This is a genomic window from Faecalicatena contorta (genome assembly GCF_021531995.1).
In the GTDB taxonomy this organism is placed as follows: Bacteria; Bacillota; Clostridia; order Lachnospirales; family Lachnospiraceae; genus Dorea_A; species Dorea_A contorta_A.
In genome coordinates, this window is record NZ_JAFBIZ010000095.1 from 1 (window position 1) to 12362 (window position 12362).

At 43.6% G+C, this 12362-nt stretch carries 12 protein-coding genes and 1 pseudogene; 2 read left to right on the forward strand and 11 right to left on the reverse strand.

What is annotated here, in order from left to right; genetic code table 11:
* Window positions 1–3: 3 nt before the first annotated feature.
* Window positions 4–777 (reverse strand): type II CAAX prenyl endopeptidase Rce1 family protein, encoded by a 774-nt coding sequence (locus JQM82_RS11815; protein WP_235250541.1) that lies wholly within the window; start codon window positions 775–777, stop codon window positions 4–6.
* Between the two features lie 126 nt (window positions 778–903).
* Window positions 904–1761: a MerR family transcriptional regulator gene (locus tag JQM82_RS11820; protein ID WP_235250542.1), complete on the reverse strand. Its 858-nt coding sequence runs from the start codon at window positions 1759–1761 to the stop codon at window positions 904–906.
* Between the two features lie 342 nt (window positions 1762–2103).
* On the opposite strand from JQM82_RS11820, the gene JQM82_RS11825 reads away from it, so the two are divergent.
* Window positions 2104–3180: a hypothetical protein gene (locus tag JQM82_RS11825; protein WP_235250543.1), complete on the forward strand. Its 1077-nt coding sequence runs from the start codon at window positions 2104–2106 to the stop codon at window positions 3178–3180.
* Window positions 3181–3247: 67 nt separating this feature from the next.
* Here the strand turns inward: JQM82_RS11825 and JQM82_RS11830 are convergent, their stop codons facing one another.
* From JQM82_RS11830 to JQM82_RS11865, 9 genes and pseudogenes are all read right to left on the reverse strand, one after another.
* Window positions 3248–4258 (reverse strand): energy-coupling factor ABC transporter permease, encoded by a 1011-nt coding sequence (locus tag JQM82_RS11830; RefSeq protein ID WP_235250544.1) that lies wholly within the window; start codon window positions 4256–4258, stop codon window positions 3248–3250.
* 41 nt (window positions 4259–4299) lie between these two features.
* On the reverse strand, window positions 4300–6828 hold the full coding sequence (locus tag JQM82_RS11835) for a heavy metal translocating P-type ATPase (protein WP_235250546.1): 2529 nt from the start codon (window positions 6826–6828) through the stop codon (window positions 4300–4302).
* Between the two features lie 22 nt (window positions 6829–6850).
* Window positions 6851–7159 (reverse strand): metal-sensing transcriptional repressor, encoded by a 309-nt coding sequence (locus JQM82_RS11840; protein WP_235250547.1) that lies wholly within the window; start codon window positions 7157–7159, stop codon window positions 6851–6853.
* 77 nt (window positions 7160–7236) lie between these two features.
* A pseudogene (gene hypB, locus JQM82_RS11845) lies at window positions 7237–7815 on the reverse strand (hydrogenase nickel incorporation protein HypB); the annotation flags it as partial.
* Complete coding sequence (locus tag JQM82_RS16235) at window positions 7800–7931, reverse strand: hypothetical protein (protein ID WP_268827730.1); 132 nt, start codon at window positions 7929–7931, stop codon at window positions 7800–7802. The gene JQM82_RS16235 and the pseudogene hypB, both read right to left, overlap by 16 nt.
* A 15-nt stretch (window positions 7932–7946) precedes the next feature.
* Window positions 7947–8645, reverse strand: a complete 699-nt coding sequence (locus JQM82_RS11850; protein WP_235250548.1) for a nitroreductase family protein — start codon at window positions 8643–8645, stop codon at window positions 7947–7949.
* A 21-nt stretch (window positions 8646–8666) separates the two neighbouring features.
* Complete coding sequence (locus tag JQM82_RS11855) at window positions 8667–9305, reverse strand: DegV family protein (protein ID WP_328284216.1); 639 nt, start codon at window positions 9303–9305, stop codon at window positions 8667–8669.
* Window positions 9306–9341: 36 nt separating this feature from the next.
* Window positions 9342–10088 carry a 4Fe-4S binding protein gene (locus JQM82_RS11860; protein ID WP_235250550.1) on the reverse strand — a complete coding sequence of 249 codons (747 nt, stop codon included), beginning with the start codon at window positions 10086–10088 and terminating at the stop codon, window positions 9342–9344.
* Window positions 10089–10115: 27 nt separating this feature from the next.
* Window positions 10116–10556, reverse strand: coding sequence for an RrF2 family transcriptional regulator (locus JQM82_RS11865; protein ID WP_235250551.1), 441 nt, complete (start codon window positions 10554–10556; stop codon window positions 10116–10118).
* Between the two features lie 263 nt (window positions 10557–10819).
* On the opposite strand from JQM82_RS11865, the gene JQM82_RS11870 reads away from it, so the two are divergent.
* Window positions 10820–12223: an IS1182 family transposase gene (locus JQM82_RS11870; RefSeq protein WP_235250552.1), complete on the forward strand. Its 1404-nt coding sequence runs from the start codon at window positions 10820–10822 to the stop codon at window positions 12221–12223.
* The last annotated feature ends 139 nt before the right edge of the window (window positions 12224–12362 follow it).

Below are 12362 nucleotides of genomic sequence, written 5' to 3' on the forward strand. Positions count from 1 at the left end.
CAATTATATCACACAAATCAGTATGATTTTAGATATAAAATGGATTCCGAAATGTCCTAACATTGCATACTGAATGCCATACTTACGAAACCATCTTCCAAAGAACAGAGCAAATGCACCGTTCAGCAGGAAACAGCGAAACAGAATCAATCCGGTGATCCTTCCAAAAAACATCTGTGTTGCAGGCAGATGACCTGCGGAAAATACAATTGCCGCAATTACATTGGCCACAATAAATATCCAGTCCGGTATCTCATTTTTATCTGTTTTTCTCGCAAAAATCATCACCAGAATCAGTGCAATGAATCCCATGAAAAACCAGCGGAGCAGGATTTCCTCGATCACACCACCATAGGTCAAAGAACTGATAAAGTATGCCACACTGATTCCTTTTTCATAATCTGCTGCCACCTCCGGAATCAGACGCCCCATCAAAAAGTAATCCGCAGCAAATGTAAACCCAAGAACAACGATAACCGGGCATACCTTTACAAGAACCACTTTTTCAAACCGAAAAGGCTTCATCAGTCCCAGACGTTCCACAATGAAGTAACCGATGACCCATCCAAACAGAGAATAGACCAGAGTCTGAATCACAGTTACTGCGATCATCGCCTGATAGCTTCCCAACTGCTCAATAGCTGCTTCAATAACCTCCGGAGCAGAATGCTCACAGGTGTACATTCCAACAGTTATACCACCGATGACCGCAAACGGTAAAATCACCAGATATGTTTGTAATGCCTTCTTTAATGTTAAGCTGACGTATTGTTTCATAATCGCTACCTCCTATCTGGATAAACACTATCGTTTTAGCCATTCTCAAAACTGAGATTAGTTATATGTTTATACTATTCTCATTTTTGAGACTTGTCAAGAAGATATCATATGGACATATGTTCATTACATCCTGGTGCAGTTTCTGATTGGCACCTGGATTTCTGTAAGCCATTCGCTTTCATCCTCTTTGTTCCAAACACCATCTATATAACTTTCCCGAATCGCCCCTCCGATCTCATATCCATTGTCTTCCACATATTTTAGCACGCTTTCATAAGAAGTACCCAAAGTATTATATGATCCCTTATGAAATATAGATGCTACCTGAAGCTTCGGCATCGTTCTAAAATGAAGTTCACCGGTATCATCCTTACATTCTGTCACTGATTCGCACAATTCCACCAGAATATCCTCCTCTTTATAACCTGATTCCAGATAGTTCGTAAAACAATATTCCGGGAGAGCACAAATGCATCCGGCCTTTTCCATAAGTTCTCCCATTTGAGGCATTTTATCAAATAGACTATCGTAGGAGTCAAGTCTTGTCTTCATATAGGCAACTATACACTCCGGTACCTCCTTGATTAAAACTGGTGATAACAAACAAGATTTCTTTTTTGCCAGATATCCATCTAAAACAGCCACCTGCGCCGTAAATTCAGCGATTTTTGAAAGAAGTTCTGATTTCTTTTTTAGCAACAATGCTTCTTCATCTTCACCATTATTAATGCTTACAATTTCTTCCAAAGTAAAACCAGCCTGTTTTAAAGCTGATATCTGGTGTAAAGTAGCCATTTGATTCAGTTTATAATAACGATACCCTGTTTCAGAATCAATATAAGACGGCAGCAAAAGCCCTTGCTCCTCGTAGAAACGAAGAGCTTTCACTGTCACACGATTCATCGCGGCAAACATCCCAATCTTGTATAACGAACCACTATCTACTTCTCCACATCTTTCATGTTCTTCATACATTTTCATCAAATCACTCCCATCAAAATGTTTTTACTACAACACTTGTACAGATTCCTGCAATCAAAAATAATCACTGATATCAGTATATCATCAAAGTAACCTGTATTATCTTTACAAGAAGGATTCTATCACCTCCCCTAAAGGGGAGAGTCAATAGTATATTTATGCATGTGTGTAATTAAGTATTTTGAAATAACCACTGTCTCTATCTTGAAATACGTACACTCGCCAATTATAATTGATTTGCAAGGGAGTACTCCCTTGCATAGGGAAATTCCCTATGCAATCTCCTTATGAACAGATTCCTTTTCTGAGGAGTACAGAGAAGAAAAAAAGAAAGGAAAGATTATGAAGAAACGATTTTTCAGTATTTTGCTGAGCCTTTGCATGGTGCTGATGCTCTTACCGGTCACGGCCTTTGCGGAGGAACCGGAGAGCATCGACATTACGATCGACGGACCGGACGCGGTCTGCGCACAGCAGGACTACGAATTCACCGTCACGGCAGCGAATGGGCTGAGCGTCAGCGAGTTCAGTTATACTGTAGGCGAGGCGAAGTATACCGGATCTATCACTGAACAAGACGGTGTACTCTATGGCCTTATCCCCGCTTCGGCCTATGCTTCAGATGTTGACAGCTTTACTCTTTCCGTAACGGGAACAGCACCAGGTGGAGAAACCGCAAGCGACAGTAAGACCGTCGAGGTCCTTCCGGATCACAACTTTGCGCACGGCGTCTGCACGATCTGCGGCGCGCAGCAGGAGTTCACCCTGAGTGTACCTTTCACCACAACAGTAGAATTGGGCGGCAACACAGCTCCCGGCGAGACGACATTTGATCTGGCGATCGTGGGCGCCAACGCAGGCGAGGAGCGCTACGCGGATGTGACCGTCTCCGGCTCCGTTACCACAGGCGGCGCAGGCGACTATACAGGCACCCTGACTCTCACCGGCCCAGCTGATCAGCTCTGGAATATGCTCTGCGAGGGTGCATTTGTACAGCAGGTGAATGCAGGCGAAGAAGGCTGGACCTATGACGACACAGTGTGGGGTCTGCTCCTGTCTCAGTTCGTTGCTTCTTCCTCCGCGGACAGTGCAGAATATACCGTACACATCCTCCCGGCAACCTGTGAGGAGACGGATGACGGTGTGTACTACGATCTGGATTGGGAGGCTAAGCCACTGGATGAGATGAGCTTTACCAACATCTATACCAAGTCCACAACCAAGCCGGCAGAACCGGCAGAACCGACAGAATCGACCAAGCCAACGACACATAACACAAATACCGGAGTAACAACGAGCGTGCAAACCGGCGACAACAGTAATTTCATGCTGTGGCTTGTTCTGTTCGCTGTATCCGTTGCCAGTGTAATCGGTACAGGCGTGTACCACAAACGCAGGAGAATCTTCCGCACAAAATAAACGATTTAAATTATAACAACAACTGGAAATACCCTGCAGGACTACAACATCCTGCAGGGTATTTTACTTATACTGTGAGTTTCTTCTTTCCTGTCTTTTTTCGGAATAATTTCAATGCATAGCATACCAGGATACAAACTGCAACAACAGCCACTGAACCTATAATACCAGATACGCTTGTTCCTGTCTCAGAATCCAAATTACGGAACGAATAATCCGGAAAAATCGTAGTCTTTTCCTGAATGCGTTCTGCCGTCTCATAAACTCCACCGTCTGCTTCAACTTCAGTAGAACCTGTCAGCCTTTCAATAGACCATTCCAGTCCGTCCGGATGGGACGACGCGGCAAGTGACAGACCGCCACCCACCAGTACAGTACAGATTCCCAATATCACAAGCGTTTTCTTTAAACTGAAACGGTTTTTCAGTCCCGCTTCTTCACAACACATCAGAATTTCAGGTCTGCTTTCATACACAAATGTAAGTACCGCCGCTGTAATCAGCCCCTCAACAGCTCCAATCGCCAGATGAATCGGCTGCATGGTTCCAACAAATAAATGAAGTGGCAACGCAGTAATACCTGAAAGATATGTTTCAAACGTCACAGACAGTGCCCCGAGCTGCAGTGTGAGTATACATCCAAGCATCGATCCTGCCACGATCTTTCCTTTGGATATTCCTTTTTTCATCAATATCTTCCAGACCAGGAAATATCCTGCAAAACACCCGTAAAACGCCATGTTCCAGATATTACACCCCAGAGCCAGCAGTCCTCCGTCCGCGAACATCAGACACTGAATTATTAATATGACTATCATCGTCAGGAATGCTGCATACGGACCGAGAAGTGCCGTAAGAAGCATGCCTCCACACAAATGTCCGCTGGATCCGGTTCCCGGAATGGTAAAATTAATCATCTGCGCCGCGAAAACAAACGCTCCCATAACTCCCATAACCGGAACCTTCTTCGGATCACTTTCTAATCTTACTTTTTTCACTGAATATACTGCTGTCAAAGCAGAAACCGCACACATTGCTCCTCCCACAGCCGGGGAAACCAACGCATCTGCCATATGCATAACCATTCACTCCTTCTGTATATAACCTCTATCTCTTTGATCTACTGAATATCCGTTACCTTATATCCCTGATCGGCAACAGCCTGCTTCAGGATATCATCCGAAATATCTTTCTCCAGCGTTACAACAGCAGTACCGGTTTCATGACTAACAGAAGCCTCCGTTACACCATCAAGTGCTTCCAGTGCTTTTTTTGTGTGCATCTCGCAGTGTCCACACATCATACCTTCGATTTTCAGTGTTTTTTCCATGGTTTTTGTCTCCTTTTCGATTGTGATTTTTAATTTATTTTTGATTTTATGATCCCGCCCGGAATCATGCATCCGAAAGAAATTCAGGCGCAGTGCATTGGTTACTACACTAAAGCTGGACAGGCTCATTGCTGCCGCTGCAAACATCGGATTAAGCTGCCAGCCGAGCACACCTATCAATACGCCTGCCGCCAGCGGGATACCGACTGTGTTATAGATAAATGCCCAGAACAGATTCTCGTGAATATTACGCAGTGTTGCCCGGCTTAAACGGATTGCAGCAGGAACATCAGACAGACTGCTTTTCATCAGCACCACATCTGCCGCATCAATCGCAACGTCCGCACCCGCACCGATCGCAATGCCGATATCAGCGCTCGTCAGTGCCGGGGCATCATTGATGCCGTCACCGACCATAATGACCTTTCCTTTTTGCTGAAGCTTTCGAATCACGCTTTCCTTTCCGTCAGGAAGTACGCCCGCAATCACCTCGTCTACACCCGCCTTAGCACCGATGGCTTTGGCTGTGCGTTCGTTATCACCGGTCAGCATCACTACATGTATGCCCATATTGCGCATCTCTTTAATCGCCTGAGGGCTGTCCTCCTTGATGGTATCAGCCACGGCAATGATACCACAAAGTTCACCGTCACTTACAAAAAACAATGGTGTTTTTCCTTCTTCCGAGAGATGATCGGACTTTACTTTCATCTCAGCAGGCACCTGAAATTGTCCGCTGATAAATTTATAACTGCCGCCAAACAGAACAGCACCATCGTAAGATGCCGTAAGTCCATTTCCGGGTAAGGCTTTGAACTGCTCTACCTCATTTGCCTCCAGGCCATCCTGTTCTGCCTTTTGATTGACTGCCCGGGCCAGCGGATGCTCGCTTTTTTTCTCCAGCGCATAGGCAATTGACAAAAGCTCTTTTTCACTCCTGCCGTTTAGCGGAATGATATCCGTAACCTTTGGTTCTCCCTGCGTTATCGTTCCTGTTTTATCAAGGGCCACGATCTGTGTTTTTCCCGTCTCCTCCAAAGATACCGCTGTCTTGAAGAGAATCCCGTTCTTTGCTCCCATTCCATTGCCTACCATGATAGCAACAGGGGTCGCAAGACCGAGTGCACAAGGGCAGCTGATCACCAGTACAGATATTCCCCGTGCCAAAGCAAATCCTGCCGTCTGGCCGGCGAGAAGCCATACAATGACGGTTATCACCGCAATTGTGATAACAGCAGGCACAAACACACCTGACACTTTATCTGCGACCTTGGCGATCGGTGCCTTTGTTGCAGCCGCATCGCTGACCATCTGAATGATTTGCGAGAGTGTAGTATCTTCCCCCACTCTTGTCGCTTCACAGCGTATATAGCCCGATTGGTTCAGTGTTCCTGCGGAAACTGCACTCCCGGCCGCTTTGTCTACAGGAATACTCTCTCCTGTCAGGGTGGATTCATCTACTGCACTGTGTCCGTCCAGAACAGTTCCGTCCACAGGAATATTTTCACCGGGACGCACTACAAAGATATCACCCTTTGCCACCTGCTCGATTGGCACAGTTATCTCGGCACCATCCCGCAGAAGCGTGGCAGTCTTTGGAGCCAGCTTCATCAGCCCCTTCAGCGCATCGGTAGTTTTTCCTTTTGAACGTGCCTCCAGCATTTTTCCCAGGGTGATCAGCGCAAGAATCGTTGCAGCAGATTCAAAGTAAAACTCGTGCATATATGACATCACAGCATCTGCGTTGCCTTTGACCTGTGCATCCGTCATGGCAAACAATGCAAACGTGCTGTAAACGAAGGCTGCCATAGAGCCTAATGCAACCAATGCATCCATATTCGGAGCACGGTGCCACAAGCTCTTAAAGCCGCTGATAAAAAACTTCTGATTGATCACCATAATAATCACCGTTAACAATAGCTGCAAAAGCCCCATTGCCACATGGTTATCATTAAAAAACGGCGGCAGTGGCCAGCCCCACATCATATGTCCCATGGAAACATACATAAGTATAATCCAAAAGCCCAGAGAGGTGATGAAACGCTTTTTTAACACAGGAGTTTCCCTGTCCTTTAATGCCTCCTCATCCGAGGATGCACGTGTGTTCTGATCTTTAGTTCCCCTTTTCAGAGCTGCTCCGTATCCTGCATCACGAACCGCCGCTATAATTTCCTCGGCGGATGCTGTCCCTTCCACACCCATGGAATTGGTCAACAGACTTACCGAGCAGGAAGTAACTCCTTTCACACCCGATACTGCTTTTTCCACACGGGCAGAGCAGGCGGCACAGCTCATACCGGTTACTGTATATTGCTCCATAATTGCTTTGTTACGCCTCCTTTTATTTCATGAGTTTCTGCAGAGTTGACACCAACTCATCGATCACTTCATCCTTGCCCTCACGGATATCTCTGGCAACACAGCCCCGAATATGACTTGCCAGCAGTTCCTTATTAAATGCATTGACCGCAGCGTTCACTGCAGCAGACTGGGTTAAAATATCTGCACAGTAAACATCCTTTTCCACCATTCCCCGAATTCCGCGAACCTGCCCTTCTATTCGGTTCAGACGGTGTATCAGTTTCTTTCGTTCTTCCTCTGATCGTTCTGTTGTTTTAGAACAGCAGCCACATACTTCCTTATCAGACATCATCATATCCTCCTTCCGCCACATACCCCCTAAGGGTATTTTGATTGTATACCATTAGGGGGTATGTGTCAATAGGATTACTCTTCAATCCATTCCTTTACATTCTTTAATATCCATTCTGCCAGCTGCGGAATACCTTCCCCTGTTTTTGCAGAAATAAAGATGACATCGATATCCGGATTTCTCATCTTTGCATATTCTACGGCTTTTTCTTTATCAAAGTCGAAATACTCCAGAACATCGGTTTTATTCACTACCAGGAGGTCACATGTTTCATACATCAATGGATATTTCAGTGGCTTGTCATGCCCTTCCGGAACAGACAGGATCGTCATATTTTTGACTGCACCTGTATCAAATTCTGCCGGACATACAAGATTTCCAACATTCTCAAGAATAATAAGATCCAGATCATTCGCTCCGAACTCTGTCAGTCCCTGTCTTGTCATATCCGCATCCAGATGGAGCATACCGCCGGTATGGATCTGGATGGATTTCACACCTGCTTCAGTCATTTTTTCAGCATCCACTGCAGCATCAATATCTGCTTCCATGACTCCCATTTTCACCTTTCCCGCAAGCTCTTTCGCTAAAGCCAGAAGGGTCGTAGTTTTACCGGCTCCCGGAGAAGACATCAGGTTCAGAAGAAATCGCCCTGGTGAAAATCCTCTCCCTGCTCACAGATATTCTGCCATGCACCTGCCGGCTTATATATTTCTACAGTATCTTTGCCGTAGTCTGTGTCCTCCTGCATAATCACACAGTTCTTCATATGAAATACTCATGTCTATTCTCCATATATATCTGCTTTTCCTGATCCACAAGTAGAAGGAACCTTATGCCCGGATGCAGCCTCGAAATGATATTTCACAATTCCGAGATCTATTTTTGTATATGGTCCCCTGCCTGCTATACAGATAGCAGGATTCCCGTTCTTGATTCCCATTTTAAACTTCTGATGATTGATCGCTGTTGGAGCAAGAAGTGCCGCCTCTGCCCCCTTTTTGAACCAATCCGGCATCTCACCTTTTGTTGCCATGACACGCTTCAATGGCTTGCTCTTATGGGGTTTTCCCTGTGTTTGTCCATAGCCTATGGCAATGACCGACACGATTTTTTCACTTTCCGGAACCATTTTTTTTACATTCGCCTTATTAAAAGACAACGCTACCCAGCAGGTATTCAGCCCCATCATCTGAGCCTCAAGAACAATCTTTTCCCCATAATATCCACATTTTTCCTGCAGACTGTCATCAGGGTTTCCTGCAAGAATGATATAATTATTCACGTTACGGAAACTGCCATAATGCGCCAGTTTTGAATCAAACCCATCTGGATTGTCATATCGTATCCGAACGTGTAACCCACTTTCCTCATTACATTCCCGAATCAATTTATTTAATCTTTGCCGCTTTTCTTCCTCTATCCTTTGCTCAGTGTATGCCCTTACAGAATGTCTTTCCTGTATAGCCTGTAATAAATCCATTTCTTTCAGCTCTTTTCTTCTTTATTCTTCCCTTTTTCTGGTAAATGCGGTACCAACCACTCTCGGACCTGAATTCGCCGCAACAGCTGCACCGATCTGATAGGTCGCTGCCGGCTCATAACCCAACTGCTGTACCATCAGACAGCGCAGTTCCTCCAGGCATGAAACGTCATTTCCATATATGATCTCATAAGGAGTTACCAGTTTCAGATTCAACTTCGTTCCTAAAAAAGCAGCCGCTGTGGGAATACGTCCGGATTTCGCAGCATATTTCAAATCATAGATGCCAAAGTAAATCTGTCGCCGTGGGAGGATTTCCTTCAAATACCGCAGTATTTCTTCAAGACTCGTACCTTCCGCCAGCATTCGTGCCGCACTCACGACAGGACTGCCATACAGGGCGTTATATCCCATACCGTCAAAACTATGAACATGAAAACACTCTCTGTATTCCGGATATTCTTCATAGAACAATTCTACGGCCTGCACAGAATTATCATAGGTAGAAGAACCCTGTGAATTAATCAGCACCAGAATCAGATCTGTCACACCGGCCTGTGCCTCCCGCAGATAAATTTCCTGAAACTGAAAAGGAGTAATCTGTGCCGTTTTGGGAATCTCATCGTATTGTGCCATCAGACTGAAAAACTGCTCATAAATAGTCCGTGATTTACCGCTTTCTGAAAATGCTTCAGCTTACAAGAACAGTTCATTTTCTTTTCTTACTGAACATGCCTTTTTGATCGCCATGGCAGCAATAGACACTACTGCACCATTTACTTTTCTTGCATTGTGCGGACACTTCTTTATACAGCGCATACAGGATATGCACTTTTTGGAATCTGCCGCGAAACTTACTGAATCAATGGCCTTTACAGGACATTTATCTGCACACAAACCACATTTCACACAGTCTTTCGTCGGTTTTGGAACAAGCCCTGCTCCTCCCCCTTTTTTATAAGGACGATTTCCTGGAATGGAAACGACCTCTCCGGTCTTGCCTGCAATCTGGTCAGCAAAATTCACCAATTGTCTCTCATCAGATACATCCGGCCTGTTTGCTGCATACCTGGAGATAATAGAATGCTCTGCTACTGCAGCGATTGCCGCAATAATCTGAAATCCACTTTTCTTTGCAGCGTCCTCCATTTCTACAAGCGTATCCTCGTAAGCCCGGTTTCCATATACACATACAAGGGTACATTTTGCTGCATTTCCCGCAATCTTCTTTAACCGTTCAATCGCCACAGCCGGTGCACGTCCTCCAAAAGAGGGCATCGCAATCAAAACCATATCGTCTTTGGAGATTTTACATTTCGTAAAATCAATTTTGGAATCACTCAGATCAATTTTTACAACATTTTCGCTCCAATGTGCGCCAATGATATGAGCCACTTTCTCTGTACCACCTGTAGGGCTAAAAATAATTTCTACTACATTCACGTAATGTATCCTCCTTAAATATTATAGTTAATGTTTTTCAGAATGCATCGTGTCGATTCTGCTTCGAATGTCGGCAATGCAGTCAGCAAGTGTTTTTCTCTCAAGGGAACGGACAAAGGCATCTTCTATGTCTGTGAACATTTCAGTCAGCGCCGGACGGATATGACGGCCAACAATGCACTGATCATTTGGGTTTTTGTGAACATCCAAAAGATGAATATCTGATTTCTCCATAACCGCCAGATAGATCTGCAGTAATGTCAGCTGTTCCGGGGCAACAGTCAGAGAATAACCGCCGATTCCTCTGTGACCATCAACAATCTCCGATTTTTTTAGAAGCGCCAGAATTTTCCGAATGTAACTGGCGTTGGTACCAACACTCCCTGCCATCTGGTCGGAATTCATCGGATTGGGAGACTCTGAAATCAGTATCAATACATGTACTGCAACGGAAAATTTTGTGTCCATTCGTTTTTCCCTCCTATTTCTCTATTATCACTTTCTCTTCGTAATACATTTTGTATTTGTATCAGATACAACTACATTATGTGGTGATCAGAATCATTTGTCAAGATTCTGCTGTCAGCCAGAACATACTTTCATTTTGACTCAATCGAGTAGGAGGCGGTGATTAACCGTCGTCCTCTCACACCACCGTGCGTCAGACTGTCTAACAATTAGCATAAATGGTATAATTAAATCACGAGATATAGGAACTAGGAGGTTTGATTATGGCATATATTGTTGGAACAGATAGAACTCAAATTAGAATGATAACTGCATCATTAGATGACCTTATTGATAAAGACAATTCTGTTCGTGTTATTGATGCTTATGTTAATTCTTTAGATTTAATGGAATTAGGATTTGTAGAATACAGCGGAAATAAAAGAGGCCAATCTCCATATCGTCGTTCCGATTTATTGAAACTCCATATTTATGGTTATCTTAACAAGGTTAGATCAAGCCGTGCTCTAGAAGTTGAGTGCAAGCGAAATATAGAACTGATGTGGTTGATCAATGCAATCACACCAGACCATGGCACTATAGCTGGATTTGTAAAAAATAATCGTGAAGCCTTTCATAGTACTCTTCGCAATCTATCACTCATTCTTAAAGGATGGGGTTTAATTGATGGCAAGCTTATAGCTATCGATGGCACCAAGATTCGAGCGCAGAATAGCAAACACAACTGCATTACTCAAAGTGGATTAGAAAAAAAGATAGCTTATGCGGATGAGCAGATAAACGCATATCTTATGGCTATTGAAAAAGAAAATCAAAGCGAACCGGAATTCAAAGAGAAGTTAAAAGCTTATCAAGAATTGAAGGGACAGTATATTCAGCAAAAACAAAAACTAAAGGATGAAGGACTTGAGCAAAAAAGTCTTACCGATCCAGATTCCAGACGAATGAAGAATAATGGCTCTCTAGATATTTGTTATAACGTTCAATCAGTTGTCGATGCCCAAAATCATTTTATTATAGATATCTCTACGACAAATGACATTAACGATCAAAATCTGCTTTATGCGATGGCTAAGGATGCAACTGAGTTGTTGAATATTGAAGAATGCACTGTTGTTGCGGATACTGGGTATTATAATGGAACCGAAATAAAGAACTGCATAGATGATGGAATGACTGTCTTAATAAAGAAAGCAAAGGCTAATAATAGCACCAAAGATAATGAGTTCAGGAAAGAAAAATTCACGTATGATTCCAAAAGGGATATTTACATTTGCCCAACAGGTCAGCGGTTGGATTTCTTCGAAAATACATCAAAGAATGGCATGAAATATAAAAAATACAAATGCTCATCTTGTGCTGATTGCAAATATCGAAATAGTTGTACTTCATCAAAATCTGGAAGAACAATTCAAAGATGGGAGCATGAAAGTGTTTTAGATGCTGTTTATGAAGAAACTTGGAATAACAACAACATTTACAAGCAAAGGAGATGCATCGTTGAGCATCCTTTTGGAACAGTAAAGAGAGCTCTGGGATATAGTTTTTTCTTGAGGCGAAAAATAGAAAATGTTGATGCAGAAGCTGCCTCTATGTTTATCGCTTACAACTTTAAGCGATTATTAAGTATGTTTTCAACTCAGGAATTGGTTAAAAAGTTTAGTTAAAAGGTAAGGTATACCATCAAGATTATTAAAAAATAACGCACTAAAAATCATCATTTATGAATGAGTATAAAGAAAAAGGATTCATCGTACAGTAAGACTGCCAAATTTCTATGAGGACGTAGATTTGTTAGACAGTCTG

Excerpts from the sequence above, each read along its gene's own strand:
- JQM82_RS11815 (WP_235250541.1), bottom strand. The coding sequence starts at position 777 with ATGAAACAATACGTCAGCTTAACATTAAAGAAGGCATTACAAACATAT.
- JQM82_RS11820 (WP_235250542.1), bottom strand. The coding sequence starts at position 1,761 with ATGAAAATGTATGAAGAACATGAAAGATGTGGAGAAGTAGATAGTGGT.
- JQM82_RS11825 (WP_235250543.1), top strand. The coding sequence starts at position 2,104 with ATGAAGAAACGATTTTTCAGTATTTTGCTGAGCCTTTGCATGGTGCTG.
- JQM82_RS11830 (WP_235250544.1), bottom strand. The coding sequence starts at position 4,258 with ATGCATATGGCAGATGCGTTGGTTTCCCCGGCTGTGGGAGGAGCAATG.
- JQM82_RS11835 (WP_235250546.1), bottom strand. The coding sequence starts at position 6,828 with ATGGAGCAATATACAGTAACCGGTATGAGCTGTGCCGCCTGCTCTGCC.
- JQM82_RS11840 (WP_235250547.1), bottom strand. The coding sequence starts at position 7,159 with ATGTCTGATAAGGAAGTATGTGGCTGCTGTTCTAAAACAACAGAACGA.
- JQM82_RS16235 (WP_268827730.1), bottom strand. The coding sequence starts at position 7,931 with ATGAAGAACTGTGTGATTATGCAGGAGGACACAGACTACGGCAAAGAT.
- JQM82_RS11850 (WP_235250548.1), bottom strand. The coding sequence starts at position 8,645 with ATGGATTTATTACAGGCTATACAGGAAAGACATTCTGTAAGGGCATAC.
- JQM82_RS11865 (WP_235250551.1), bottom strand. The coding sequence starts at position 10,556 with ATGGACACAAAATTTTCCGTTGCAGTACATGTATTGATACTGATTTCA.
- JQM82_RS11870 (WP_235250552.1), top strand. The coding sequence starts at position 10,820 with ATGGCATATATTGTTGGAACAGATAGAACTCAAATTAGAATGATAACT.